At 65.0% G+C, this 25,230-nt stretch carries 24 protein-coding genes; 5 read left to right on the forward strand and 19 right to left on the reverse strand.

From position 1 onward, the window contains the following. Positions 1-2: 2 nt before the first annotated feature. A complete protein-coding gene (locus AC5Y21_RS18570) occupies positions 3-494 on the forward strand; it encodes a flavin reductase family protein (protein ID WP_499914476.1) in 492 nt (163 codons plus the stop codon). 9 nt (positions 495-503) lie between these two features. On the opposite strand, the gene AC5Y21_RS18575 is transcribed toward AC5Y21_RS18570, so the two are convergent. The 4 genes from AC5Y21_RS18575 to AC5Y21_RS18590 all read right to left on the reverse strand — a co-directional run bounded on the left by AC5Y21_RS18575 (position 504) and on the right by AC5Y21_RS18590 (position 4,419). After that, a complete protein-coding gene (locus AC5Y21_RS18575; protein WP_499914478.1) occupies positions 504-1,250 on the reverse strand; it encodes a succinate dehydrogenase/fumarate reductase iron-sulfur subunit in 747 nt (248 codons plus the stop codon). Further along, positions 1,250-3,178: a fumarate reductase/succinate dehydrogenase flavoprotein subunit gene (locus AC5Y21_RS18580; protein WP_499914479.1), complete on the reverse strand. Its 1,929-nt coding sequence runs from the start codon at positions 3,176-3,178 to the stop codon at positions 1,250-1,252. The genes AC5Y21_RS18575 and AC5Y21_RS18580 overlap by 1 nt, the downstream gene beginning before the upstream one ends. Before the next feature lie 38 nt (positions 3,179-3,216). Then, positions 3,217-4,044, reverse strand: a complete 828-nt coding sequence (gene sdhC / locus AC5Y21_RS18585; protein ID WP_499914481.1) for a succinate dehydrogenase subunit SdhC — start codon at positions 4,042-4,044, stop codon at positions 3,217-3,219. Between the two features lie 78 nt (positions 4,045-4,122). Then, the gene (locus tag AC5Y21_RS18590; protein WP_499914482.1) at positions 4,123-4,419 is read right to left on the reverse strand and encodes an Rv0250c family protein; all 297 of its coding nucleotides are present in this window, start codon (positions 4,417-4,419) and stop codon (positions 4,123-4,125) included. A 118-nt stretch (positions 4,420-4,537) separates the two neighbouring features. On the opposite strand from AC5Y21_RS18590, the gene AC5Y21_RS18595 reads away from it, so the two are divergent. Beyond that, complete coding sequence (locus AC5Y21_RS18595; RefSeq protein ID WP_499914484.1) at positions 4,538-5,302, forward strand: isocitrate lyase/PEP mutase family protein; 765 nt, start codon at positions 4,538-4,540, stop codon at positions 5,300-5,302. 319 nt (positions 5,303-5,621) lie between these two features. On the opposite strand, the gene AC5Y21_RS18600 is transcribed toward AC5Y21_RS18595, so the two are convergent. Then, a complete protein-coding gene (locus tag AC5Y21_RS18600; RefSeq protein WP_499914486.1) occupies positions 5,622-6,062 on the reverse strand; it encodes an Hsp20/alpha crystallin family protein in 441 nt (146 codons plus the stop codon). Between the two features lie 215 nt (positions 6,063-6,277). Here AC5Y21_RS18600 and nirB point away from each other — a divergent pair, with 215 nt between their 5' ends. Both nirB and nirD read left to right on the forward strand, forming a co-directional pair. Continuing rightward, a complete protein-coding gene (nirB, locus tag AC5Y21_RS18605) occupies positions 6,278-8,827 on the forward strand; it encodes a nitrite reductase large subunit NirB (RefSeq protein WP_499914488.1) in 2,550 nt (849 codons plus the stop codon). A 13-nt stretch (positions 8,828-8,840) separates the two neighbouring features. Then, positions 8,841-9,197, forward strand: coding sequence for a nitrite reductase small subunit NirD (nirD, locus tag AC5Y21_RS18610; protein ID WP_499914489.1), 357 nt, complete (start codon positions 8,841-8,843; stop codon positions 9,195-9,197). Here nirD and AC5Y21_RS18615 read toward each other — a convergent pair. From AC5Y21_RS18615 to AC5Y21_RS18660, 10 genes are all read right to left on the reverse strand, one after another. Beyond that, positions 9,194-9,643 (reverse strand): TetR/AcrR family transcriptional regulator, encoded by a 450-nt coding sequence (locus tag AC5Y21_RS18615; protein ID WP_499914491.1) that lies wholly within the window; start codon positions 9,641-9,643, stop codon positions 9,194-9,196. The genes nirD and AC5Y21_RS18615 overlap by 4 nt on opposite strands. A 10-nt stretch (positions 9,644-9,653) precedes the next feature. Continuing rightward, positions 9,654-10,448: a sirohydrochlorin chelatase gene (locus AC5Y21_RS18620; RefSeq protein ID WP_499914492.1), complete on the reverse strand. Its 795-nt coding sequence runs from the start codon at positions 10,446-10,448 to the stop codon at positions 9,654-9,656. Further along, entirely contained in the window at positions 10,445-11,599 is a 1,155-nt protein-coding gene (locus tag AC5Y21_RS18625; RefSeq protein ID WP_499914494.1) for a uroporphyrinogen-III synthase, read from the reverse strand. Before AC5Y21_RS18625 ends, AC5Y21_RS18620 begins: the two co-directional genes overlap by 4 nt. Before the next feature lie 89 nt (positions 11,600-11,688). After that, positions 11,689-13,113, reverse strand: coding sequence for a nitrate/nitrite transporter (locus AC5Y21_RS18630; RefSeq protein WP_499914496.1), 1,425 nt, complete (start codon positions 13,111-13,113; stop codon positions 11,689-11,691). 280 nt (positions 13,114-13,393) lie between these two features. After that, positions 13,394-14,824, reverse strand: coding sequence for a nitrate/nitrite transporter (locus tag AC5Y21_RS18635; RefSeq protein ID WP_499914498.1), 1,431 nt, complete (start codon positions 14,822-14,824; stop codon positions 13,394-13,396). A 128-nt stretch (positions 14,825-14,952) separates the two neighbouring features. Continuing rightward, positions 14,953-15,498: a GNAT family N-acetyltransferase gene (locus tag AC5Y21_RS18640; protein WP_499914500.1), complete on the reverse strand. Its 546-nt coding sequence runs from the start codon at positions 15,496-15,498 to the stop codon at positions 14,953-14,955. 30 nt (positions 15,499-15,528) lie between these two features. Continuing rightward, positions 15,529-16,440, reverse strand: a complete 912-nt coding sequence (locus AC5Y21_RS18645; protein WP_499914502.1) for a 5-oxoprolinase/urea amidolyase family protein — start codon at positions 16,438-16,440, stop codon at positions 15,529-15,531. A gap of 40 nt (positions 16,441-16,480) precedes the next feature. Next, positions 16,481-17,152 carry a 5-oxoprolinase subunit B family protein gene (locus tag AC5Y21_RS18650; protein WP_499914504.1) on the reverse strand — a complete coding sequence of 224 codons (672 nt, stop codon included), beginning with the start codon at positions 17,150-17,152 and terminating at the stop codon, positions 16,481-16,483. Positions 17,153-17,277: 125 nt separating this feature from the next. Then, positions 17,278-18,282, reverse strand: coding sequence for an ABC transporter substrate-binding protein (locus AC5Y21_RS18655; RefSeq protein WP_499914506.1), 1,005 nt, complete (start codon positions 18,280-18,282; stop codon positions 17,278-17,280). Between the two features lie 32 nt (positions 18,283-18,314). Beyond that, positions 18,315-19,598, reverse strand: coding sequence for a DNA polymerase domain-containing protein (locus AC5Y21_RS18660; RefSeq protein WP_499914508.1), 1,284 nt, complete (start codon positions 19,596-19,598; stop codon positions 18,315-18,317). 66 nt (positions 19,599-19,664) lie between these two features. On the opposite strand from AC5Y21_RS18660, the gene fadD2 reads away from it, so the two are divergent. Continuing rightward, positions 19,665-21,344, forward strand: coding sequence for a long-chain-fatty-acid--CoA ligase FadD2 (gene fadD2 / locus AC5Y21_RS18665; protein WP_499914510.1), 1,680 nt, complete (start codon positions 19,665-19,667; stop codon positions 21,342-21,344). Between the two features lie 369 nt (positions 21,345-21,713). Here the strand turns inward: fadD2 and AC5Y21_RS18670 are convergent, their stop codons facing one another. The 4 genes from AC5Y21_RS18670 to AC5Y21_RS18685 all read right to left on the reverse strand — a co-directional run bounded on the left by AC5Y21_RS18670 (position 21,714) and on the right by AC5Y21_RS18685 (position 25,196). Next, positions 21,714-22,067, reverse strand: a complete 354-nt coding sequence (locus tag AC5Y21_RS18670) for an ATPase (protein WP_499914512.1) — start codon at positions 22,065-22,067, stop codon at positions 21,714-21,716. A 148-nt stretch (positions 22,068-22,215) separates the two neighbouring features. Then, positions 22,216-24,417: an acyl-CoA dehydrogenase family protein gene (locus AC5Y21_RS18675; protein WP_499914514.1), complete on the reverse strand. Its 2,202-nt coding sequence runs from the start codon at positions 24,415-24,417 to the stop codon at positions 22,216-22,218. Positions 24,418-24,528: 111 nt separating this feature from the next. Next, a complete protein-coding gene (locus AC5Y21_RS18680) occupies positions 24,529-24,930 on the reverse strand; it encodes a type II toxin-antitoxin system VapC family toxin (protein WP_499914516.1) in 402 nt (133 codons plus the stop codon). Next, positions 24,927-25,196, reverse strand: a complete 270-nt coding sequence (locus AC5Y21_RS18685) for a type II toxin-antitoxin system Phd/YefM family antitoxin (protein WP_499914518.1) — start codon at positions 25,194-25,196, stop codon at positions 24,927-24,929. The genes AC5Y21_RS18680 and AC5Y21_RS18685 overlap by 4 nt, the downstream gene beginning before the upstream one ends. Positions 25,197-25,230 lie beyond the last annotated feature (34 nt).

The following is a 25,230-nucleotide window of genomic DNA, read 5'->3' on the forward strand; positions in this document are numbered from 1 at the left end:
CGGTGAGTTCGAACAGCAATCTGACACCGTCGTCGCTGCGTGAGGCATTCGGCCACTTCCCGTGCGGGGTGGTCGCTATCGCAGCCGAGGTCAACGGCGTCCGGGAAGGCCTGGCGGCCAGCACCTTCGTTCCCGTCTCGCTGGACCCGCCGCTGGTTTCGTTCTGCGTGCAGAACGTTTCGACGACGTGGCCCAAACTCAAGGACCTCCCCATGCTGGGTATCAGTGTTCTGGGCGAATCGCACGACGAGGCCGCACGCACGCTCGCCGCGAAGACCGGGGACCGGTTCGCGGGTTTGGAGACCGTCTCCAATGATTCGGGGGCGGTCTTTATCAAAGGCACCGGACTATGGCTGGAGAGTGCGATCGAGCAGCTGATCCCGGCCGGCGATCACACGATTGTGGTGCTGCGGGTCCGGGAGGTCACGATCGACGCCGAGGTGGCGCCGATCGTGTTCCATCGCAGCGCTTTTCGCCGACTCGTCACCGGCTAGGGCGACGGCTCAGCGGCGGAAGAGCTTGTTGCCCAGCCAGACCACCGGATCGTACTTGCGGTCGGCGACCCGCTCTTTCATCGGGATCAGCGCGTTGTCGGTGATCTTGATGTTCTCCGGACACACCTCGGTGCAGCACTTGGTGATGTTGCAGTAGCCCAGGCCGTGCTCGTCCTGCGCCTGGCTGCGCCGGTCCCGGGTGTCCAGCGGATGCATCTCGAGCTCGGCGATGCGCATCAGGAAGCGCGGGCCGGCGAACGCCTGCTTGTTTTCCTCGTGGTCGCGAACCACGTGGCAGACGTTCTGGCACAGGAAGCACTCGATGCACTTGCGGAACTCCTGTGAGCGCTGTACGTCGACCTGTGCCATCCGGTATTCGCCGGGCTGCAATTCCTTGGGCGGTGCGAAGGACGGGATCTCCCGCGCCTTCTCGTAGTTGAAGGACACGTCCGTCACCAGGTCGCGGATCACCGGGAAGGTCCGCATCGGGGTGACGGTGACGGTCTCGTCCTCGTCGAAGGTCGACATCCGGGTCATGCACATCAGTCGGGGCTTGCCGTTGATCTCCGCCGAGCAGGATCCGCACTTACCCGCCTTGCAGTTCCACCGGACGGCGAGGTCGTGCGTCTGGGTCTGTTGCAGGCGGAGGATGACGTCGAGCACGACCTCGCCCTCGTTGACTTCCACGGTGAAGTCGCGCAGTTCGCCACCGCTTTCGTCGCCGCGCCATACGCGCAGGCTCGCGTCGTAGCTCATTAGCTCTCCGTCCTCGGGTTACGTCCCGGATGCTCGGCCAGCTCCTCGTCGGTGTAGTACTTCTCCAGCTCCGAGATCTCGAAGAGCTCAAGCAAGTCGGACCGCATCGGTACCTGCGGCTCGCGGCTGATGATGATGCGCGAATCGCTCGTGTCGCCGTATCCGACACGGCATACCAGCAGGGTATTGCGCCAACTGGCGTCCATGCTCGGGTGATCGTCGCGGGTGTGGCCGCCGCGGCTTTCGGTGCGCTCCAGGGCCGCCTTGGCCACACACTCGCTGACCAGCAGCATGTTGCGCAGGTCGAGAGCGAGGTTCCAGCCGGGATTGTATTGCCGGTTCCCCTCGACCTGGACGTTCTGGTATCGCGCCCACAACTCGTTCAGCGAGGTCAGCGCCTTGGTGATCTCGTCCTCTTTGCGGATGATGCCGACCAGGTCGTTCATCACTTGCTGCAGGTCGAGTTGCATCGCGTACGGATTCTCCGTCGCCGCGCCTTCGGTCGGTCCCTCGAAGGGCTTCACCGCCACCTTGGCCGCCGCGTCGACGGCTTCCGGCGAAACCGTCGGGCGGCTGCTCAGTGCGCGCACGTAGTCGGCGGCGCCCAGGCCGGCGCGCCGGCCGAAGACCAACAGATCCGACAGCGAGTTGCCGCCCAGCCGGTTGGAGCCGTGCATGCCACCGGAGCACTCACCGGCGGCGAAGAGCCCGGGGACCGTCGCCGCACCGGTGTCCGCGTCGACCTCGACCCCGCCCATCACGTAGTGACAGGTGGGCCCGACTTCCATTGGCTGCGTGGTGATATCGACTTCGGCCAGCTCCATGAACTGGTGGTACATCGACGGCAGCCGCTGCTTGATCTCCGCCGACGTCAAACGCGATGCGATGTCGAGATAGACGCCGCCGTGCGGGGTGCCGCGACCGGCTTTGACTTCGGAGTTGATCGCGCGCGCGACCTCGTCGCGGGGCAGCAGGTCAGGGGTGCGACGGGCCGAGTCGTTGTCCTTGAGCCACTGATCGGCCTCTTGCTCGGTCTCGGCGTACTGGCCCTTGAACACCGGAGGGATGTAGTCGAACATGAACCGCTTACCCTCGGAGTTTTTCAGCACTCCGCCGTCGCCGCGCACACCTTCGGTGACCAGGATCCCTTTCACGCTGGGCGGCCACACCATGCCCGTCGGGTGGAACTGGACGAACTCCATATTGATCAGCGTCGCGCCGGCCCGCAGCGCCAACGCGTGGCCGTCGCCGGTGTACTCCCAGGAATTCGACGTCACCTTGAACGACTTGCCGATTCCGCCGGTGGCCAGCACGACGGCGGGCGCCTCGAACACGATGAACCGGCCGGTTTCGCGCCAGTAGCCGAACGCTCCGGAGATCGCACCGTGGTCCTTGAGCAGCTCGGTGATCGTGCATTCGGCGAACACCTTGATGCGCGCCTCGTAGTCGCCGAGTTCGGCGTAATCCTCCTGCTGCAGCGAGACGATCTTCTGCTGCATAGTGCGGATCAGCTCCAGGCCGGTGCGGTCGCCGACGTGCGCCAGCCGTGGATAGGTGTGCCCACCGAAGTTGCGCTGGCTGATCCGGCCGTCTTTGGTGCGGTCGAACAGCGCGCCGTAGGTTTCCAGTTCCCAGACCCGGTCCGGTGCCTCTTTGGCGTGCAGTTCGGCCATCCGCCAGTTGTTGAGGAACTTCCCACCTCGCATCGTGTCGCCAAAGTGGGTCTTCCAGTTGTCTTTCGGGTTGGTGTTGCCCATCGCGGCCGCACAGCCGCCTTCGGCCATCACCGTGTGGGCCTTGCCGAACAGCGATTTGCACACCACGGCGACCTTCAGGCCGCGTTCGCGCGCCTCGATGACCGCACGCAACCCAGCGCCGCCGGCACCGATCACGACTACGTCGTAGGAGTGCCGTTCGACCTCAACCATGAAACCTCGCTAATTTTGCCGATCAATGAAATGGCTTTTCAGCCAACAAATCTGAAGTCTGTGAGGTGACCGCTTGCCACCATCATGACGTAGAAGTCGGTGAGCGCCAGCGTTCCCAACGTGATCCACGCGAATTGCATGTGGCGCGTGTTCAACTTGCTGATTTGGGTCCACATCCAGTACCGCACGGGGTGTTTCGAGAAATGCTTGAGGCGGCCACCGGTGATGTGCCGGCACGAATGGCATGAGATGGTGTAGCACCACAACAGCAGCACATTGACCACCAAAACGATGTTTCCCACCCCGAATCCGAAACCGCCGGTCTTGGAGGAGTAAAACGCCATGATCGCGTCGTACGTGTTGATCAGCGAGACCACCAACGCGAAGTAGAAGAAGTATCGGTGGCTGTTCTGAATGATCAAGGGGAGCTTGGTTTCACCGGTGTAGTGGACCCGAGGTTCGGGCACCGCGCAGCCGGTCGGGGACTGCCACACCGACCGGTAGTAGGCCTTGCGGTAGTAGTAGCAGGTGATTCGGAAGCCGAGCAAAAACGGTAATACCAGCATTCCCAACGGAATCCACCATGGGAAATGACCGAACCAGACGCCCAGGTGGCTGGCGCCCGGCGCGCAGGATTCGCTCACACACGGGGAATAGAACGGCGTCAAATAGTGGTATCGATCCACCCAGTAGTTGTTGCGCAGCATGGAGCGCGTGCCCGCGTAGACGATGAACGCCAACAGGCCGATGTTGGTGATCAGCGGCGCCTGCCACCACCGGTCGGTGCGCAGCGTCCGTTGCTGAATTTGGGCGCGGCCGGGCGAGAAAACGCCGGACGCAGGACGGTTCGCCGTGGGTGCGCTCATCTAGTGTTCCTCTTCGAACGGGCTGTCTCGACGAAGGGTACACAGAGGAAACCCCACCTTTTTAGGCGGGCTTACGTGTCAGTACCTACTGTGACCTCCGACACCCTCGTCGTCGACGTCACGCCAGAAGTCGCGGTCGTAGTCGGTGTCGGGAATGCCGATCTTTTCGCCGGATTGCTGCACAGTGGCACGGTCCAAGTCCAATTCAGAGATATCGGTGTCGAGCAATTCGACGTCGCTCAGGATTCGGTCGGCGTCGATCACGATGCGACGCATCGCCGGACTGTCGCCGTACCGGATCTTCAACGAGGTCACGCACCGCCGCAGGCCGCCGATTAGGTCGTGCAGTTCGGCGAGTTCAGTCGTGGCGGACAACGGATCTCCTCACAGACGGTGTTACGGATCACAGTACGCTTCTCGATACTATGCACCGCACGGACCTGGCGGTGCCAGGTCGCGTCCGATGGGCCAGGGAGCCTGGAAAGCAAAGGACATGCCGGGTCAAACCACACCAGCCGACCGTGCTTTCGCGCTGCTGGAATTGCACCGCCCGGGCGACCCGGTCGTGCTGCCGACCGTGTGGGACGCCTGGTCGGCCCGTCTTGCCGTGGATGCCGGCTTTGCCGCGCTCACCGTGGGCAGTCATCCGGTGGCCGATTCGGTCGGCAAGCCGGACAACGAGGGCATGTCGTTCGAGGATCTGCTCGCCCGGGTCGCGCAGATCACCGCCGCGGTCGACGTCCCAGTGTCGGTGGACATCGAATCGGGCTACGGGCTGGCGGCGACCCGCCTGATCGAAGGCTTGCTGAGCGTGGGCGCTGTCGGGCTGAACATCGAGGACACCGTGCACTCCGAAGGCGGACGACTGCGATCTTCCGGTGAGCACGCCGAACTGGTGGGTGGGCTGCGGTCGGCGGCCGATGCTGCTGGGGTGCATGTCGTGGTCAACGCCCGCACGGATCTGTTCCTGCGCAAGGACGGTTCAGACGGTGGCGACCGGGTCGAGCAGGCGGTGGCGCGACTGACCGAGGCCGCCGCGGCCGGTGCCGACGTTCTCTATCCCGTCGGCCGCCACGACCCGGATACGTTGCGCCGCTTGACTGCTGAGTTGCCACTGCCAGTGAACGCGATCGCGCTGCCCGACCAGGACGACCCGGCCTCGTTCGGCCCACTGGGTGTGGGCCGGATCAGCTTCGGGCCGTTTCTGCAGTACGCGTTGGCGGCTCGTGCCAAGGAACTGCTGGCCCGCTGGGGCTAATGGCCGCTGCGGCGCTTCGGCGCTCGGCGTTCGGCGCTCGGTGTTCGGCGCTCGGCGTTCGGCGTGAAGCCAGGGCGTTCGGCGTGAAGCCAGGGCGTTCAGTGTGAAGCGTGGGCTTTGGGCGTGATGCCAGGGCTTTCGGTGTGAAGCCACGGCGCCGATCCAGCGATTCTTCCGCCCAGGTTTCACGCCCGAAGCCCACGCTTCACGCCCGAAGCCCAGGTTTCACGCCCGAAGCCCAGGTTTCACAGCCAAAGCCCAACAAGGCGCATCCGGCGAGGCCAGTCAAGATCTCGCCGGATGCAGCCGACTAGCCGCGCTACTTCGCGATGGCGATGCGCTGCGCCTGAGTTCCGGCGTAAGCACCGGTGACCCGGACAGTCAGCACGCCTGCGTCGTACGACGCCGAGATGGCCTCGCCGGTAACGTGCGCGGGTAGCTGGGACGACCGGCGGAACGAGCCGTAGCGGATCTCACGAAGAGTCCGGCCGTTCTCTTCCTCGGCGTGCTCGTCACGGTGTTCGCCGTGGACTACCAAGCGGCCGCGGTCGACCTCGACGTTGACGTCCTTTTCGACGTCAACACCGGGCAGTTCCAGGCGGACTACCGCGTCGTCGCCGTCTCTGACGATCTCGGCGGCAGGGCTGAATCCGCTGGTCACCGGCTTGAACCAGTCCGCCGTCGCAGCGGGACCGAAAAAGTCGCGCAGCCATCGGTCGGTGTCCCAGGCCGGACGCGACCACAATGCGAGGTTGCTCATGGGTATCTCCTTACGCTTCCTTGTGAGTTAGCTGTCTCCGGCGTCTCGATGGCCGGCTATTGATACAAACATGAGTCGACCACGCTTAAGTTCCACCTGCGCGTTCGCCGGAAGCGAACACTGTCACACAGCATCCTGTGAGGTGTGAGGACGCCGTCATATGGGCGTCACATTGAGCGACTTCCGCTTAATTTCGGACCCCTACCCTGCTTTCCATGGCACCGGTCGGAAACTCACCCGCCCGCCACGTGATCGTGGTGGGGCACGGCATGGTGGGCCATCGGATGGTCGAGGCGCTACGGGCTCGTGACACTAGCCGGACCTGGCGGGTCACCGTGCTGGGCGAGGAGTCCGATGCCGCCTACGACCGGGTCGGTCTGACCTCGTACACCGAGACGTGGGACCGTGGTCTGCTGGCCTTGCCCGGGAACGGCTACGCCGGCGACGAGATGGTCAGGTTGCTGCTGAACACGCGCGTGGCCGAAATCGACCGCACGACAAAGTCGGTAATCACCGCCGACGGCCGCCGCCTCAGCTACGACGCCCTGGTGCTGGCCACCGGGTCGTACGCATTCGTTCCGCCGGTGCCCGGCCACGACCTGCCCGCGTGCCACGTCTACCGCACGCTTGACGATCTCGACGCCATCCGCGCCGGCGCCCAGCACGCACTTGCGGGCGGTCGCGCCAAGGCGGGGGTGGTTATCGGCGGCGGTCTGCTGGGACTCGAAGCCGCCAATGCGTTGCGCCAGTTCGGGTTGCACACGCACGTCGTCGAGATGATGCCGCGGTTGATGGCTCAACAGATCGACGAGGCCGGCGGTGCGCTGCTGGCCAGGATGGTCACCGAGCTGGGTATCGCGGTGCACGTCGGAACGGGCACCGAATCGATTGAATCCGTTGAACATTCGGACGATTCCGGGTCGGTGCGGGTGCGCCTGTCCGGCGGTGAGGTCATCGACGCCGGCGTGGTGGTCTTTGCGGCCGGCATCCGGCCACGCGACGAGTTGGCGCGGGCGGCGGGGTTGACGATCGCCGACCGGGGCGGTGTGCTCACCAACTTGTCTTGCCAGACAAGCGATCCCGACATCTACGCGGTCGGCGAGGTCGCGGCGATTGAAGGCCGCTGCTACGGCCTGGTCGGACCCGGTTACACCAGCGCTGAAGTGGTGGCTGACCGGCTGCTGGACGGTGCCGCGGAGTTTCCCGAGGCGGATCTGTCGACGAAGCTCAAACTGCTGGGCGTCGATGTCGCGAGTTTCGGCGACGCGATGGGGGCCACCGAGAACTGTCTCGAGGTCGTCATCAACGACGCGGTCAAGCGCACCTACGCCAAACTGGTGCTGTCCGACGACGCCAAGACCCTGCTAGGCGGTGTCCTGGTCGGCGACGCGTCGTCCTACGGGGTGTTGCGGCCCATGGTCGGCAGCGAGTTGCCGGGGGATCCGCTGGCGTTGATCGCACCCGCCGGGACGGGAGATGGCGCGTCGGCCTTGGGGATTGGGGCACTGCCGGATTCGGCGCAGATCTGCTCCTGCAACAACATCACCAAGGGCGATCTGACGTGCGCGATTGCCGACGGCTGTGCAGATGTTCCGGCGCTCAAAGCGTGCACCGCGGCCGGCACATCGTGCGGCTCGTGTGTGCCGTTGCTCAAGCAGCTGCTGGAAGCCGAAGGCGTGGAACAGTCCAAGGCACTCTGCGAGCACTTCAGCCAATCGCGGGCCGAGCTGTTCCAGATCATTTCGGCCACTGAGATCCGGACGTTCTCTGGGCTGCTGGAGCGCTTCGGCCGCGGAAGGGGTTGCGATATCTGCAAACCCGTGGTCGCGTCCATCCTCGCCTCGACCGGCTCCGACCACATTCTCGACGGCGAGCAGGCGTCGCTGCAGGATTCCAACGACCACTTCCTGGCCAACATTCAGAAGAACGGCAGCTATTCGGTGGTGCCGCGGGTTCCTGGCGGCGACATCAAGCCGGAGCACCTGATTGTGATCGGGCAGATCGCGCAAGATTTCGGCCTCTACACCAAGATCACCGGTGGCCAGCGGATCGACATGTTCGGCGCCCGGGTGGATCAACTTCCGGCTATCTGGAAGCGGCTGGTCGACGCCGGGATGGAATCCGGCCACGCCTACGGCAAGGCGTTGCGCACCGTCAAAAGCTGCGTGGGCAGCGACTGGTGCCGCTACGGCCAGCAGGACTCGGTACAGCTGGCCATCGATTTGGAACTGCGCTACCGCGGATTGCGGGCGCCGCACAAGATCAAGCTGGGTGTCTCGGGCTGTGCGCGGGAATGTGCCGAGGCGCGCAGCAAGGACGTGGGCGTCATCGCCACCGAGAAGGGCTGGAACCTCTACGTCGGCGGCAACGGTGGCATGACGCCCAAGCATGCCCAGTTGTTGGCCAGTGACCTCGACACGGAGACGCTGATCCGCTACATCGACCGGTTTCTCATGTACTACATCCGGACGGCTGACCGGTTGCAGCGCACCGCGCCGTGGGTCGAATCGCTCGAGCTGGATCATGTGCGAGAAGTGGTGTGCGAGGACTCGTTGGGCCTGGCCGCCGAATTCGAGGCCGCAATCGAGCGGCATGTCCACAACTACAAGTGCGAGTGGAAAGGCGTGCTGGAGGATCCGGACAAGCTGTCGCGGTTCGTGTCCTTCGTCAACGCGCCGGACGCCGTCGACTCCACAGTGACATTCACCGAACGCGCCGGGCGTAAAGTCCCTGTGCCCATTGGTATTCCACGAGTCCGCTCGTAGAAAGTGAGGAATCATGACGCTTCTCAACGACATTCAGGTGTGGACCACCGCCTGCGACTATGACCGCCTCATCCCCGGTCGTGGTGTCGGTGTGCTGCTCGACGACGGCAGCCAGGCGGCATTGTTCCGGCTGGACGACGGGACGGTGCACGCGGTCGGCAATGTCGACCCGTTCTCCGGAGCAGCCGTGCTGTCCCGCGGGATCGTCGGCGATCGGGCAGGCCGCGCAACGGTCCAATCGCCCATCCTGAAGCAGGCTTTCGCGCTCGACGACGGCAGTTGCCTGGACGACCCGAGGGTGTCGGTGCCGGTATACCCGGCACGCGTCACGCCGGCGGGCCACATCCAGATCGCGCGGATGGCGGCCTAGTCGATTTTGCCGACGAGGTAGCGCTGCAGCGTTGGGCCGATGGCGTCGACGAGTTGTTCCACCGTCATTGAGTGCAGCGGCTCGGAGCGCACTCCATACCGCATGATGCCCAGACCGACGAGCTGAGAGGCGCACAACGACGCCCGGACCGCGATCTTGTCGGCTCCAAGCATCTTGAGCAGCGGGTTGAAGACCGGTCCGATGAACATGGACTGCACGATTTCGGCGGTCTTGGCCAGCCCGGTGGACGCGATGGCGCTGGCCGCAAAGGGGCCGCCACCGGCCGCATCCCAGGTGGTTATCAACATGTAGAGCGTGCGACGGCCCACTTGGTTGACGCTGCCGGTGACTATACGGTCGATGAACTCCGGTGTGCTGAACGGCAAACGCAGCATTTTCGCCACGTCGTCGAGGAGCCCACGCGAGGGCTCTTCGTTGCGGGCCATGTTGTCAGGATTACCTGGATATCTCCAAAGAGCAAGCGTCGTCGGCTTCGGCGTGGCTGACGGGCAACCCCGTGTGCACCACGCAATTCGACAGGTGTCGCGCTCGGCGACTGCCGGACCGGCGCGTCGCAGCACTAACGAATCGGTCGGCGATCAGCCGGGCCAGCCCGGGGTGGGTGCCCAGCGGTCGGGTCACCAGATCGGCGTCCGACGCCTGCAACCGTTCTTGAAACAGACCGTCGGCCAGCAGATAGGAGGCCACCGCGACGCGCTTCGCACCGCGCCGACGGGCCTCGGTGACGGCCGTGCGGACATCGGGGTCACCGGTTGCCGCAAATCCCAAGTCGACTCGTGATCCGGTCAGCATTGCCAGCAGGGTGGCGGCGGTACGCAGGTCCGCGCGGGCCCTGCAATCGGATGTGCCCGCGGCCGCCAGAACTACCGAATCACCGGGACGCCAACCGGATTGCGTTAGTTGATCGGCGATGAGCTGGGTGATCTGCCGGCCCGGTCCCAAAGCGGGCGTGACCGTGACATCCGGATGCCCGCTGGCCGCGACGTGAGCGGGTAGGTCGGCGCGAACGTGATATCCACGAGACAGAAACGCCGGCACCACGATGGCGGGTCGCACCGCATGCGAAGGCGCGCAGGTCGAAAGCAGCTCGCTGGGTGTAGGTCCCAGCACGTCGACAAACGCCACCTGTACGGTGTCGCCGACCAGCGCGCCCACCTGTGCGGCGAGATCCCCGATCATGGCCACGCCGCCGGGTCGGCGGGTGCCGTGCGCCACCAAAATCAGAGTCATCGCGCACTCGCGTGCGTGTCGACGGCCAGCCGATAGCCACGCTTGACCACCGTTGCGACGATATTCTTGTCGCCCAATGCTGTTCGAAGCCGAAGCACAGCTGTGTCGACCGCATGGGTGTCGTTGCCATTGCCTGGCAGCACGCGTAGCAGCTCGCTGCGCGTGACGACGTCGCCGGGGCGCTTTGCCAGCGCACGCAATATCGCCATGCCAGAAGGCGACAGCGACTTGACCGAACCATCCACCAGCACGCCGGTTCCCCGGACGTCGACCGCGTGGCCGGCGGCCGTCACGGTGCATGACCCCAGCACGGGCAGCTCCTCGGCGATATGCCGGGCCAAGGCCCCCAACCGCATTCGCTCGGGCGATGACGTCGGAATGCCCTTACGGATCAGCGGCCGGGACGTTACCGGCCCGACGCACATCGCGTGCACATCGGTGCGCAGCGCCTCGAGCAGCTGATCCTCGATGTTCAAATCGCGGCTGCGTTCCAGAACGGCTGCAGCGGCGGGTGCCGAGGTGAAGCTGACCGCATCGAATTGCCGGCGTGCTAACCCGGTGACCAGCTGGTCGAAATCTCCGCCCAATGGTGTTGCCTTCCAGCGGTACACCCGGATTGGCACCACTTCGGCCCCCGCGTAGCGCAATCCGCCGACAAACTCGGGGAAAGGATCCCAGGCATCGGCGGCACCGTGCAGCTGGACAGCGATGCGGGTACCGGTCAGATCCGATTTGAGTAGGTATTCCAGCACTTCTTGTGATGACTCCGATTCCGGAGACCACTCCTCGTGCAGTCCGGCGGCGCGCAACGCTCCGGTGGCCTTCGGTCCGCGGGACACGATCCGCACCGACGACAGTGCCTCGATGAGCTGGTTGGCCAGCCCCCATCCCTCGGCTGCGGCAAGCCAACCCCGAAAACCGATACCGGTGTGCGCCACCAAAATGTCGGGTGGCTCGGCGATCAACTCCTCGGTGTTGTGGTGCAGCTCGTCGTCGTCGGGCAGGGCGATCATGTTGATCGCCGGAGCAGCGCAGACCTCGGCGCCCTGGCGGTGCAGTAGCGCGCACAACTCCTCGGCGCGCCGGGCCGACGTCACCGCAATCCGGTAACCCGTCAGTGGTGCAGAGTCTGGCCGGCCATTATGACCCATATGAATGGTGTATGCCTGGTTGATTTCGGTTGCGTTACCACGCAATTGCTGACGCATTGCTCGTGGTGGGGCGTGAATCACACGTGAGCTCAAACACGTGCCAACCCCGGTTCGAGCATCGATCCCGCCAGGCCGGCGACTGAGAACGGCCGACGCACGTACATCATCCAGGTCAGGATCGCAGCAACGACGTAGGCGCTGAGGAACACCCAGTAAGCCGCGGTGCCGCTGCCGCTGCGCAGGTAGGACTCCCGTAGCGCCAAGTTGATCCCGACGCCGCCGAGTGCACCGACAGCTGCGCAGAAACCGATCAGCGATCCCGACATCGCGCGCGACCAACGTCGGCGCTCGGCTTCGCTGATATCGAGCGAGCGGCTGCGGGCCTCGAACAGCGACGGAATCAGTTTGAACACGGACCCATTGCCCATCCCGGACAGAACGAACAGCGCCATGAAGCCGGAGACGTAGCCGAGCATATTAACGGTGTTTGTGGCCGTGCTGTGGTGGGCGAAAGTGCTGATGCCGACCAGCAGTCCAGCGGCCAGGATCATCCCACCGAGGACGCCCAGTGTGACGCGGCTACCGCCCACGCGATCGGCCAGCTTGCCGCCGTAGATCCGCGCCAGCGACCCTAGCAGCGGCCCGATGAAGGCGATCTGCGCGGCGTGCAGCGACGCATGCTTGATGCTTTCTCCGCTGGCCATGAAGTTGACCTGCATCACCTGGCCGAAGGCGAATGCGAACCCGATCCAGGAACCGAAGGTGCAGATGTAGAGCAGGGAGATCACGTAGGTGTGCCGGTCGGAGAGGATCGACCGCATGTGGTTCACCTCGATGCCGTGGTCCAGGTTGTCCATGAACAGCGCCGCTGCGATGCCGACGACTGCCAGCAGGATCAGGTAGATCGCGCAAACCCAATAGGGTGCTTCGTGTCCCGCGGTAGCCAGCACCAGCAGACCGACCAACTGGATCACCGCAACGCCGAGGTTGCCGCCCCCGGCGTTCACTGCCAGTGCGGCCCCCTTGAGCCGCTGCGGGTAGAAGGCGTTGACGTTGGCCAGTGAGGCCGCATAGTTGCCGCCACCTAAGCCGGTCAGCGCCGCGCACAGCACATACGGCCACAGCGGCAGGCCCGGGTTGGCCAGCAACACAATGGTGCCAACGGTGGGGATCAGCAACACGAACGCCGAGAACGTCGTCCAGGCGCGGCCGCCGTACACGGCGATGCCCAAGGTGTAGGGGATGCGCGCACAACCACCCACCAGGGTGGCGACCGCGCCCAGCAGCAGCTTGTCGCCGGCGGACAAGCCGTAGACGGATGCCGGCATGAACAACGCCATCACCGACCACAGGCTCCAGATCGAAAAGGCGACATGGTCGCCCGCCACAGTGCAGATCAGATTGCGTCGCGCGATGCGCTTGTTGCCTGCCTCCCAGGCCGCGGCGTCTTCGGGATTCCAGTCCCGGATGCGATGGTTTCGGCCGACCGTTTGCAAAATGGCATGCACCCCCATAGCCGATAGCCCCTCTCGTCGAGCCGTCCCACTAGATGAATAGAGCCAGGCCGTCTTTGGCCCTGTGGGCGTCGCAACTGAGCTCAACCGAGGACGAACTCGAAATGAAGAGACATGCGCCGCTGGCGGTTTCGATGCTCACATCCGCGATCCAGGGCCGTCAACTCGATATGGCCGGATATCGCCTGAAAGTTGGATCCCAGTTTTCTGGTAAATCACTGCCAGGCCCGGGCGCAGGCATATCAGTGTCCAACGTGTGTGAGCCGGACTACATTTGGGGCTAGGCGCAAGCGAGCTCCGCCGGCGAAGGAGTCCCGGCCACGGCGGGCACGGCGACCGGCAGCGGTCGGCGCACATATATCGCCCAGGTCAGCACCGCGGCAGCCACGTAGAACACCGCGAAAGCCCAGAAAGCCGCTGTCGCACTGCCACTGTCCAGGTAGGACTGCCGCAGAGCCAGATTGACGCCGACCCCGCCGAGCGCGCCGATCGCCCCGGCAAGGCCGATCAGTGCCCCCGACATGGAACGTGACCACTGCCGGCGCTCGGATTCGCTGCCTTGCAATGAGTGGCTGCGTGCCTCGAAGATCGACGGAATCATTTTGTACACCGAGCCGTTGCCGACGCCCGACAGGATGAACAGTGCGACGAAGCCGACCACGTAGCCGACCATGGTCGCGACGGGTATCGGCCCGACGGCGTGGTCACCGAAAGTGCTTGCGCTGATTACTATCCCGGAGGCCATGATCATCGAACAGAAGACGGCGAGGGTGACGCGCCCGCCACCGATGCGGTCGGCGAGCCGACCGCCGTAGACGCGCGACAGCGAGCCCAATAGTGGCCCCAGAAAAGCGATCTGGGCGGCATGCAGCGAAGCTTGAGCCGTACTCTGACCACCGGCGAGGAAGTTGATCTGCAGCACCTGGCCGAAGGCGAACGAGAACCCGATGAACGAGCCGAAGGTACCGATGTAGAGCAGCGCCACCACCCAGGTGTGCGGCTCGGAAAGCACTGCCCGCATGGTGCTCATCTCGATTCGGTACTGCGGCAAGTTGTCCATGTAGAGTGCCGCGCCTATTCCGGCGATCGCCAGTAGCACCAGATAAACGGCGCACACCCAATAGGGCTGCCGGTCGCCGGCCGTCGCGATCACCAGCAGACCGACCAGCTGGACCACCGGGACGCCAAGGTTGCCGCCGCCTGCGTTGAGCGCCAGCGCCGAACCTTTGAGTCGCTGCGGATAGAACGCATTGATGTTCGTCATCGACGAGGCGAAGTTGCCGCCGCCCAAACCGGCCAGTGCCGCGCACACCAGGTACGGCCACAGCGGCAGGCCCGGATTCGCCAGCAGCAGTAAGGTGCCGACGGCGGGAATCAGGAGCACCAGAGCGGAGAAGACGGTCCAGTTGCGGCCGCCGAACTTCGCGGTGGCAAACGTGTAGGGAAATCGCAGACATCCGCCGACCAGGGTCGCGGTGGCACCGAGCAGGAACTTGTCGCCCGCTGAAAGACCGTATACGGATGCCGGCATGAACAGCACCATCACCGACCAGATGGACCAGATCGAGAACCCGACGTGTTCGGCGGCCACCGACCAGATCAGGTTGCGGCGGGCAATGTTCTTATTGCCGGCTTCCCAGGCCGCCACGTCTTCCGGGTCCCAGTCAGGCAACAGATGCGAACGGCGCGTGAAGATATTCAGGACCGGCATGGGGACCACGCTAAAAATCCTTTGTTGCCCAACACGCTGCCGACCGTGACCCGGCCGTGAAATTCCGCTCACCACAGGTAATCCGGTGGTGTGAGCGTCAGTCGATTCGTGTGGCGGTGATCACACGACTACCATGCATCCCCCGCGCGCCAATCGCACATCAGGTCCGCAGCGGTGTCCAGCCTGAATTCGACCGGGAAGACGAATATGGACCCGTCGTCGTCGGGCGTGCGGGTCGGGCCGGTGGGCGCCAGCACCGACGTCGGGCCGCGCCAGGGCAACCAGCCGCGCGACGTGAAGAGCCGGCGAGCACGGTCGGAGGAACTAAGGGCCCCGAGCTGATAGGCGCCGCGCATCACCTGCTCGACGCCGTCCAGCAGCGCGCTCACCAGTCCTCTGCCACGCCAATCCTCGTGTACCGCAACACCTTCGACGTAGCCACAGCGCAACGCGGTATCGCGGTAGAACAAGCGCCGCTGAACCACTGCGGCGTGCGCGATGATCGCACCGTGCCGGCAGACCAGGGCGTGCATACCGCCCAGCGTGTGCTCCCAATCGGTCTCGGTGAAGTCGCCGGCGAACGCGTCGGTGACCATCTGGCGAACGCGCTGGCGCGCCTCCATGTCTAGATCGGCGGTGTGGACCAGGCGCGCGGTGTGTACCGCGGTTGGCACCATGCGTGCTTACCGGCTTTGCACTACGGCCTACGGCCAGCCCGCCGACGCGGCGGTCAGCCGGGTCCCATGCGCCGACCGGGGCCGTGCCCAGTGCAGCCGGACGTGCTGGCCGGGGCGGACCTGCGCGAGTTTGTCGATGTCGTCGGCGACGACCACGCCGACCACCGGATAACCGCCGGTGACCGGGTGATCAGGTCCCAAAATCACCGGCAAACCGTTGGGCGGCACCTGGATCGCACCGCGAGTGACGCCCTCGCTGGGCAGCTGCCGGTCCGGATTGCGGTATTGCATGGGACGGCCCACCAACCGCATTCCCACCCGGTCACTGCGATCGGAGGCCATCCAGATGGTGTGCACCAGAGCGTCGGGATCCACCAGCCAGTCGTCGTGCGGCCCCGGCATCACCAGCAACTCCACTATCTGCTTGGCAATCGCGGCTACCGGTGCTTGTTCGAGTTCGGGGTAGTCGTCAGTGTGCTCGCCGACCGGCACCATGTCTCCGGCCTGTAGCGGTGACGGGCCGATCGCCGACATGACGTCGTAACTGCGCGAACCCAGCACCGGTTTGACGCAGATGCCGCCGCGCACCGCCAGATAGGTCCGCAGCCCGGTTTGGGGGGCGCCCAAGGAGATCACCTGACCGTCGCGGACATGCTGAATGCTGTTGGTGCCGAACTTGACTCCGTCGACCGTCGGGTCGGTGTCGGCGCCTGTCACCGCGATGTCGACGTCGCCGCCGCGGACCCGCGCACAGAACCCGCCGAACGTCACCTCGACGGTGGCGCGGTCGTCGGGATTTGCCACCAGCCGGTTGGCGAGGCGGTGCGAGCCGCGGTCAGCGGCCCCGGAACGGCCGACGCCGAGGTGGGCCAGGCCGGTCCGACCCAGGTCTTGGACCACGGCCAGTGGTCCGGTGCGCACGATCTCCAGAGTTGTCACGGCTTGCTCCTTCTAGGCCTTTACGGCTCCTATCGGCCGCCTACGCGGCCCGGAACTGGACCCACATGCCCGGCGTCAGCAACGCCGGGTTAGCCCGGTCGAGATCCCACAGCACCGCGTCGGTGCGTCCGATGAGCTGCCACCCGCCCGGCGATTGCCGCGGATAGATCGCGCTGAACTCGTCGGCCAGCGCGACCGAGCCGGCCGGCACCGAAGTCCGCGGCTCGGACCGGCGCGGCACCCGCAGTCGGGGGTCGCCGTCGACCAGATACGGGAAACCCGGCGCGAACCCGCAGAATCCCACCCGCCACAGAGTGGCGGTATGCGCGTGGATGACCTGCGCGGCGCTCAGCCCGGTACGGCTGGCGACCTCGGCGAGATCCGGACCGTCGTAGACGACATCGATCACCACATCGGCGTTGCGAGCAGACGAAGCGGGCGGTGCCGAATCGACGGCAACCCGCAACTTGCGCAGCCGAAGGCGGGTGCCTGCCTGGTAGCGCGGGTCGTCCAGCTTCACCAGGACGGTGCGCGACGCCGGAACGATGTCGACCACACCGGGGAGGGCCGCTTCGCGCAACCCAGCCGTCCAGGCCAATACCTCGGCGCTGCTGTCGAATTGCAGCAGCAGCGCTTGGTCGCCGTAATCGGCGACGGCCAGGCTCCTTGTGGGACCGGTCGAGAGGTCCGCTGAGAGATCCGTCACACTCATAAGTTCGACGGTAGCGCCGGAAATGGGTGGTCGGTGAAGTTTTGTCGGGATTTTCGAGCACTGCCAGAGGTGCCTTAGCGAACGCTCAAATGTGCGAACCGTATTCGACGGATGTGCACCTGTTTCTAGCCCAGCACCTTGCCGATCAGCGGGGGCAGTTGATCGGCGACCAGTGGGTAGCTCAGCGGCGACGCGAACGCGATCGCGCCGGCGAGCTCTTTGGGCGTGAAGATGTGACGGTTCTGCGCGGTCGCCTGTGCGCCTGCCACCTCGGGATCGGCCAGCAACGCCTTCTGCTCGTCGGGACTCTCGGTGGACCAGATCACCACGTCGGCGGAATCGAGCACGGACTTGATGTGATCGCGGGGGATCGGGGCGCGATGGTCGTTGCCGAATTCTTTGATGCTGTCGGTGATGACCAGACCCATCTCGTTGAGGAAGTCGGTGCGCCAGCCTGCCAACGTTGCGACCACAGTGCCTTGCTGTAGCCGGCCCTGCATCAGCAACGCCTTCTTGCCCTTCCATTGCGAATTTTTCTGGGCGACGGCGGCGAACTTCTGGTCGACCGCGTCGATCAGCGACTTCATCTGGTCGGCTTGAAACACCGCTTGGCCGATCGCGGTCGCCTGGTCTTTCCACGGCTCGAAGAAGGCGTCCTCACCCGACTGCGGGATGGTGGGGGCGATTGCCGACAGCTTGCGGTAGGTGTCGGCATCCACACCGGCATTCGTGGCGACGATGAGGTCGGGTTTCAGGCCGGCGATCTGGTCCACCGGAATTCCGTTGTCCAGGTTCAGCACCGTCGGTTTGGCGTCGCCGAGCTTGGGCTGCGCCCACGGCCACACCGCGAACGGTTGGTCACCCCACCAGTTGGTCACCGCGACAGGTACGACGCCCACCGCGAGCAGGTCGTCTTGCTCGGTATATCCGGCACTGACGACGCGCGTGGGCGGCTGTTTGATGATGGTCTCGCCGAACAGGTGGGTGATCGTGACCGATCCGCCGTTGGGGGAGCCCGGCGCCGGCTTCGGCGACGAGCAGCCTGACAGCGACTCCGAAGCCCCAGCCGCGAGCAGTCCCGCGGCCCCAGCGAGTTGGAAGAATCCGCGTCGACTCCATCCCTGTCGCACAGCGTGAGAGTATCGCGTGCACAGCTACGGCTTCAGTCACGTGGCCGAGGTTTGGGCTGATACCGCTCCCGTGGGCCCTCGTTTTTCCGCCAAGGGCTGTAGTCGGCGATCAGCTCTTCCTGCGGCGGTCGCTGGTCGGCCGGCACGTGCTGCAGGTTGATCCGGATCCGATACCAGATCGAACTCGGCCCGCGCATGCCGTCGACCAGGACGTCGGCTGGCTGCAGCTCGCCGGCCGCGGCCGGATGGCGATCGCGCCACGTGTCCAGCGCGGCCATCGCCTCATCTTTGGTCTTGGTACGGGCGATCTCGATCAGCGGCATCGACGAGACGCGCCTGCCATCGCTGCGCTTGCCCGTGTTTTTCGCGCCCCGCGGCGCGCGCTCCGGCGGTCCCATCTCTTCGGCCAGCATCAGCAGCCGGTCCAGGTCGCCCATGGCTTGAGCGACGTCCATGCCCGCCCAGGGATCACCCATTTCGGCGAACCGGTCAGGCACGGTAGCGATGGTGAATGTCTCGGGCCGGCAGTCGGCGACTTCTTCCCAATGCAGCGGCGTCGACACCCGCGCATCCGGAGTCGCCCGCACCGAGTACGCCGACGCGACTGTGCGGTCTTTGGCGTTCTGGTTGAAGTCGACGAACACTCCCTCGCGTTCTTCCTTCCACCAGCGGCTGGTGGCCGCGTCGGGAATGCGCCGTTCGACCTCGCGCGCAACGGTCTGGGCGGCCAGGCGTACCTGTTGAAAGGGCCAGCGCGGGGCGATCCGCGCGTAGACATGAAAACCCCGCGACCCGGACGTTTTCGGCCAGGCGACCAGCCCGTAATCCTCGAGCACCTCGCGGGCCACTAGCGCCACATCGACGATCCGCTGCCAGGAGACCCCCGGCATCGGGTCGAGATCCACCCGTAGTTCGTCGGGATGATCGAGATCCCCGGCGAGCACCGGATGCGGGTTGAGGTCGACGCAACCCAGGTTGATCACCCATGCCAGCCCGGCGGCGTCATGGATGACCGCCTCCTTGGCCGATGTGCCCGACGCGTAGCGCAATTCGGCAACGTCCACCCAGTCCGGCCGATTGGCCGGCGCCCGCTTCTGGAACACCGCCTCGACGGAGATGCCTTTGACGAAGCGCTTCAGGATCATCGGCCGGCCGGCCACACCGCGCAGCGCCCCATCGGCGACCGACAGGTAATAACGAACCAGGTCAAGCTTGGTGTGGCCGGGTGCGTCGCCGTGCGGTTCGAAAATAACTTTGTCCGGGTGGGTGATGGTGACCTTGCGGCCGGCCACGTCGAGTGTCGCCGGTTTGGTCATGGGTACAGGGTAGTTATGCGCGAATTTTCCAACCGCGATGCGACCTACGTCACATAGGGTGAGATCATGCCTAACCTCAGCGACCTGCCCGGGCAGATCCCAGCCAAGATTCAGCAATACGCCGAACGCGGCGCCGCCGAACTGCACTACGTGCGCAAGATCTTCGAAGCGGGTGCGTTCCGGCTGGAGTCGCCGCTCAAAACCGCCGCGATGGCAGCCGAGATCGCGAAGTGGGGCGAGTTCGGCATGTTGCCGTCACTCAACGCCAGGCGACATCCCGACCGCGCGGCGTGCATCGATGAAGACGGCGAATTCAGCTACAAGGAGCTCGACGAAGCCGCCCACGCGGTGGCCAACGGCCTGATCGAGAAGGGCATCAAGGCTGGCGACGGTATCGCCATCCTGGCGCGCAACCACCGCTGGTACTTGATCGCCCACTACGGCGCCGCCCGGACGGGCGCCCGCCTCATATTGCTCAACAGCGAATTCTCCGGTCCGCAAGTCAAGGAGGTCTCCGAGCGCGAAGGCGCGAAGCTGATCATCTACGACGACGAATACTGCAAGGTCGTCAGCAAGGCCGAGCCAGAGCTGGGCAGGCTGCGGGCCCTCGCCACCAACCCGGACAGCGACGAGGAGTCCGCCAGCGACGACGAGACGCTGGCCGACCTGATCGAGCGCAGCACCAAGGACCCCGCACCCAGGGCCAGCAAGCACGCGTCGATCATCATCCTGACCAGTGGGACCACCGGCACCCCCAAGGGCGCCAACCGCAGCACCCCGCCCACCCTGGCGCCGGTCGGCGGCATTTTGTCGCACGTGCCGTTCAAGGCCAACGAGATCACCTCGCTGCCCGCGCCGATGTTCCACGCGCTGGGTTATCTGCACGCCACCATCGCCATGTTCCTGGGTTCGACGCTGGTGCTGCGGCGCAAGTTCAAGCCGCCGCTGGTGTTGGAAGACCTGGAAAAGTACAAGGCGACGGCCATGGTCGTGGTACCGGTGATGCTGTCACGGCTGCTCGATGCGATCGAAAAAATGGACAAGAAGCCCGACCTGTCCAGCTTGAAGATCATCTTCGTGTCTGGATCGCAGTTGGGCGCCGAGCTGGCTAACCGCGCGCTCAAGGATTTCGGCCCGGTCATCTACAACATGTACGGCTCGACCGAGATTGCGTTTGCCACCATCGCCGGTCCCAAGGATCTGGAGAAGAACGCGGCGACAGTCGGTCCGGTCGTCAAGGGTGTGAAGGTCAAGATCCTCGACGACAACGGCAAGGAGAAGCCCCAGGGCGAGGTAGGTCGGATCTTCGTCGGCAACGCCTTCCCGTTCGAGGGCTACACCGGCGGCGGGCACAAGCAGATCATCGACGGCTTGATGTCCTCGGGCGATGTCGGCTACTTCGACGAGGATGGATTGCTGTATGTCAGTGGCCGCGACGACGAGATGATCGTCTCCGGCGGCGAGAATGTGTTCCCGGCGGAAGTCGAGGATTGCCTCAGCGGGCATCCCGACGTCGTGGAGGCCACCGCGATCGGCGTCGAAGACAAGGAGTGGGGCCACCGGCTGCGCGCGTTCGTCGTCAAGAAGGAGGGCTCCGACGTCGACGAGGACACCCTCAAGAAGCACGTGAAGGAGGAGTTGGCTCGGTACAAGGTGCCGCGGGAAGTCGTCTTCCTCGACGAGCTGCCGCGCAACCCGACCGGCAAGATCCTCAAGCGCGAATTGCGTGAAATGGACGTCGACTAGGTACGAGATCGGCTGTTGCGTTCGCCAAGGTCCTGGGCGCGCGGTCGGCGCATCGCCAGCCTGCGGACTTCATTGTGAAGCTACGGCTTTCGTTGTGAACCTGCGGCTTTGGGTGTGAACGCAGGGCGGGATCCGGCGCGAATCGACGCCCAGGCTTCACACCGAACGCCCAGCATTCACGCCCAAAACCCAGGTTTCACACCGAAAATGCAACACAACAAAAGTCGCCTCGGACACCTAGACATGCGCATACGCGAGTGAGAACTGCCCGCTTGCGGCCAGCGCCAATTTCGCAACAGCCCAAAAGCCCCTATCCGTGCGGATTTCGGGGGCTTTTGTGTCTGCTCGCCAGGCTGCTCGCCGGGCTCGTCAGCGGCGGGCTTGAATGGCGCGGATGATTTGGGCTGCCAGCTTCGGATCTGCCAGAAGTTGGTCGACGAGTGCCGCGAGGACTTCTTGTCCGGTCACCCGGGCCAGTCCCAATCGGTCGGCGGCATCTCGCTGCCAGATGTCGAGGGCGCGATGGGTGGCGGCCGGCAGGTCCACGGTGCGGCGTGTTCGTTGGCCGCTTCGTCCCGCCTGTTCGCGAGCCTGGCTGACTATCTGCTGCGGCGTTTGGCGGAGGTGGCTGAGGCGCACGGTAGGAACCGCATCCCCGGGGGGCGGGGTCTGTGGGCGATGCGAGCCGACGCCGGGTTCGTTCGAACCTGGGGTGATGCTCACTGCAGCGGCCTCCCTTCGAACGAGTTACTAGTCAGTAAATCAGTATATCAGTAGGCCGGCGAGCAGATGCGAAAACCCCTGAATCGTGCCGGATTTGGGGGCTTTCGCGTCTGGTGGCCGGGCAGGGCCCGGCGAACACCGTCGGAAGTTACGGGTCGCGGGGCAGCCCCAGCAGCCGCTCGGCGATGATGTTGAGCTGCACCTCCGACGTCCCGCCGTAGATGGTGGTGGCCCGGCTGGCCAGCAGGTACTCGCCCCACTCGCCCGGCAGCTGGTTGGTGTCGCCGATCGCTGCGTCGGTGCCGAATGACGACACCGCGAACTCGGCATATCCCTGGCCGGTGCGCATCGACAGCAGCTTGGAGATCGCGGCCGACGGCATCGCCCGATCTTTTGGGCCGCCGGCCAGCGTCAACAGCGTGGAGCGCAGGTTGAGCACCTTGGCGGCGTGGCCCTCGGCGATCAACTGGCCGGCACGGTGCTGTGCGACCTGGTCGAGCTGGCCGTCGCGAACGAACTCGACAAACTGGCTCAGCGTGGCCAGGAAATTCGCCTCGCTGCTGCCGATCGACACCCGCTCCGCGGTCAGGGTATTGCGGCTGACCTCCCAGCCGCGGTTGACCTCACCGAGTACGTGTTCATCCGGTACGAACACGTCGTCGATGTAGACGGTGTTGAACATCTCGTTACCCGTCAGCTCACGCAACGGCTTTACCGTTACGCCTTCGCTTTTCATGTCGAGCAGGAAGTACGTGATTCCGTTGTGCTTAGGCGCCGACGGGTCGGTCCGCGCCAGCAGCGCACCCCATTGCGAGTACTGCGCAGCCGTCGTCCAGATCTTCTGACCGGTGATGCGCCAGCCACCGTCGACTCGGGTGGCCTTGGTTGAAAGCCCGGCCAGGTCAGATCCGGCGCCCGGCTCGGAAAACAGCTGGCACCAGATCATCTCGCCGCGGAACGTCGGTGGCAGAAACCGTTGCTGCTGCTCTTCGGTCCCGAACGCCACGATCGACGGGATGATCCACGCCGCGATGCCGACCTGCGGCCGCTTGACGCGGCCCGAAGTGAACTCCTGGGCGATGATGATCTGCTCGATCGGGCCGGACGCGCGGCCCCACGGCGTGGGCAGATACGGCAGCACCCACCCGCCCTCGGCGATCGCGACCTTGCGTTCCTCGCGATCCATGTCCTTGAAAGCGGCGACCTCGGAACGGATTTCGGCCCTTAGCTTTTCGGTGTCGGGGTCCAGGTCGATGTCGACCGCGCGCATGCCGGTGGTCGTCGCAGTGTCCACCACGCGCTGCGGGTACTCCGAGATGCGGCCGAAGCATGCGGCCAGCATCAGCGCCCGCCGGTAGTAGACGTTGGTGTCGTGCTCCCAGGTGTAGCCGATGCCGCCGTGCACCTGAATGCAATCCTGCGTGCACCGCTGGGCGGCGGTCGGCGCCAGCGTCGCGGCCACCGCGGCGGCGAACTCGACATGCTCGCTGGCCTCGTCGATCGCGCGCGCGGCATCCCACACCGCGGCGGTCGCCCGTTCGGTGTCGGCGATCATTTCGGCGCACTTGTGCTTGACGGCCTGGAATTGCCCGATCGGCCTGCCGAATTGCTCGCGGATCTTGGCGTAATGCGACGCCGTGTCGGTCGCCCAGCGTGCAACCCCGATGGCCTCGGCGGACAGCAGGGTGGACATCAGCGCGTGTGCGGTCGTCATGCTCAGGTTGCTCAGCACGACGTCGTCGCCGATCTCGACGGCGTTGGCACGCACGTGTGCGATGGGTCGCAGCGGGTCGATGCTTTTGACCGGCTCGATCTCGAGCTGGTCGGCGCGAAGTACGACCCACTCTTCGCCACTGTCGATCGCCACTGGCAGCACCAGCACGGATGCCTGCGCCGCGGCGGGGACCGCGCGGACTTCGCCGCGGATCACCAGGGCCTCGTCGTTTTCGCCGTGTCGGGTTGCGGTTAGCCCGGAGTCGCGCGCGTAGGCGGCAATGGCCGCGCCCGACGCCAGCTCAGCGAGCACTTTAGCGTCGGGGTCATGAGCGGAAATCAGCGCACTGGCGATCGCCGACGGCACGAACGGGCCGGGCACCGCGCCGTGGCCGAACTCGGCCAGCACGATGGCCAGTTCCAAGATGCCAAAGCCTTGTCCGCCAACGGATTCGGCCAGATGCACCCCCTGCAGGCCCTGATCGGCCGCCGCCTGCCAATACGAAGGCGGGTTTTCGAGGTCTTTTAGTGGGGTCTCCATGGCGGCGTGCAACACCTCGGACGGCGCTATCCGCGCCACCAGGGATTGCACCGAGTCGGCCAGGTCCTGATGCTCAGGAGTTATCGCGATCGGCATTGGTCGCCTTCTCTGCTTTTCGGATGCGCGTTTGGGGTCTGTTTCGGCCAAGCACCTTCCAAGCTAACAACCAGTCAGTTGGTTGACGACTGCGGCACGCGTTGGCGCTGGTCAGGCTGGCGAACGCGGCGATACGACCGGTAGGTTCAGCAGCTTGGCCGCAGCTATCATTCGCCGGTCATAGGCGCAGAGGGCAACGACGCCCTGACGATGGATATGTGCCGTCGCCAGGTGGATCGCCTCGAGGGTGCGCAACTCGGCCGCCGGAAGCGTTTGAGCCAGCGCCACGATCGCCTCCGTGAGAATAAGGCTGTCCAACATCGTAGTGACGTAGCGCGCCGCCGCCGTGGCGGCGGTACCCGCACGGCCTGCCGCCCGGATCAGTTCGATGTGGCCAATCATGCTGGTAGCCAGATGCTCATCGGCGTGGTCGTTGAGCCAGTCGATCAGTGCCGGTGATTCATCTTCGGCAGTAACGAGTTTCACCAGTGCCGAAGTATCGAGGTATATCACCGGTCAGCGCGCAACTCATCGAGGATTGGAGTCAGCGGCGGGCAGGTGACAAGGCTGTTGACACTGAACTTGGCGCGCGGTGCCGTGGCGGGAATCAATTCGCCATCGGCGATGAGGCGGCTGCGTAGATGTGCATTGGGCGCCAACGGTGTCAGCCGCGCGACCGGCTGTCCTCTATCGGTGATCACGATAGTTACTCCAGCCTTCGCTTTTGCCACCCACTCGCTCGCGCGTTGCCGTAGCTCCCGGATGCCTATCTGCTCCACCAGGCCAATGTAGCACATGATGTGCTACATTGCG

Source organism: Mycobacterium sp. NGS41 (assembly GCF_059812725.1).

Bases quoted from the DNA above. Each gene is read 5' to 3' on its own strand.
- AC5Y21_RS18625 (WP_499914494.1), bottom strand. From the start codon at position 11,599: ATGGGTCATAATGGCCGGCCAGACTCTGCACCACTGACGGGTTACCGG.
- AC5Y21_RS18600 (WP_499914486.1), bottom strand. From the start codon at position 6,062: ATGAGCAACCTCGCATTGTGGTCGCGTCCGGCCTGGGACACCGACCGA.
- AC5Y21_RS18620 (WP_499914492.1), bottom strand. From the start codon at position 10,448: ATGACTCTGATTTTGGTGGCGCACGGCACCCGCCGACCCGGCGGCGTG.
- AC5Y21_RS18580 (WP_499914479.1), bottom strand. From the start codon at position 3,178: ATGGTTGAGGTCGAACGGCACTCCTACGACGTAGTCGTGATCGGTGCC.
- AC5Y21_RS18675 (WP_499914514.1), bottom strand. From the start codon at position 24,417: ATGCCGATCGCGATAACTCCTGAGCATCAGGACCTGGCCGACTCGGTG.
- nirD (WP_499914489.1), top strand. From the start codon at position 8,841: ATGACGCTTCTCAACGACATTCAGGTGTGGACCACCGCCTGCGACTAT.
- fadD2 (WP_499914510.1), top strand. From the start codon at position 19,665: ATGCCTAACCTCAGCGACCTGCCCGGGCAGATCCCAGCCAAGATTCAG.
- AC5Y21_RS18615 (WP_499914491.1), bottom strand. From the start codon at position 9,643: ATGGCCCGCAACGAAGAGCCCTCGCGTGGGCTCCTCGACGACGTGGCG.
- AC5Y21_RS18575 (WP_499914478.1), bottom strand. From the start codon at position 1,250: ATGAGCTACGACGCGAGCCTGCGCGTATGGCGCGGCGACGAAAGCGGT.
- AC5Y21_RS18630 (WP_499914496.1), bottom strand. From the start codon at position 13,113: ATGGGGGTGCATGCCATTTTGCAAACGGTCGGCCGAAACCATCGCATC.
- AC5Y21_RS18650 (WP_499914504.1), bottom strand. From the start codon at position 17,152: ATGAGTGTGACGGATCTCTCAGCGGACCTCTCGACCGGTCCCACAAGG.
- nirB (WP_499914488.1), top strand. From the start codon at position 6,278: ATGGCACCGGTCGGAAACTCACCCGCCCGCCACGTGATCGTGGTGGGG.
- AC5Y21_RS18635 (WP_499914498.1), bottom strand. From the start codon at position 14,824: ATGCCGGTCCTGAATATCTTCACGCGCCGTTCGCATCTGTTGCCTGAC.
- AC5Y21_RS18660 (WP_499914508.1), bottom strand. From the start codon at position 19,598: ATGACCAAACCGGCGACACTCGACGTGGCCGGCCGCAAGGTCACCATC.
- AC5Y21_RS18595 (WP_499914484.1), top strand. From the start codon at position 4,538: ATGCCGGGTCAAACCACACCAGCCGACCGTGCTTTCGCGCTGCTGGAA.
- sdhC (WP_499914481.1), bottom strand. From the start codon at position 4,044: ATGAGCGCACCCACGGCGAACCGTCCTGCGTCCGGCGTTTTCTCGCCC.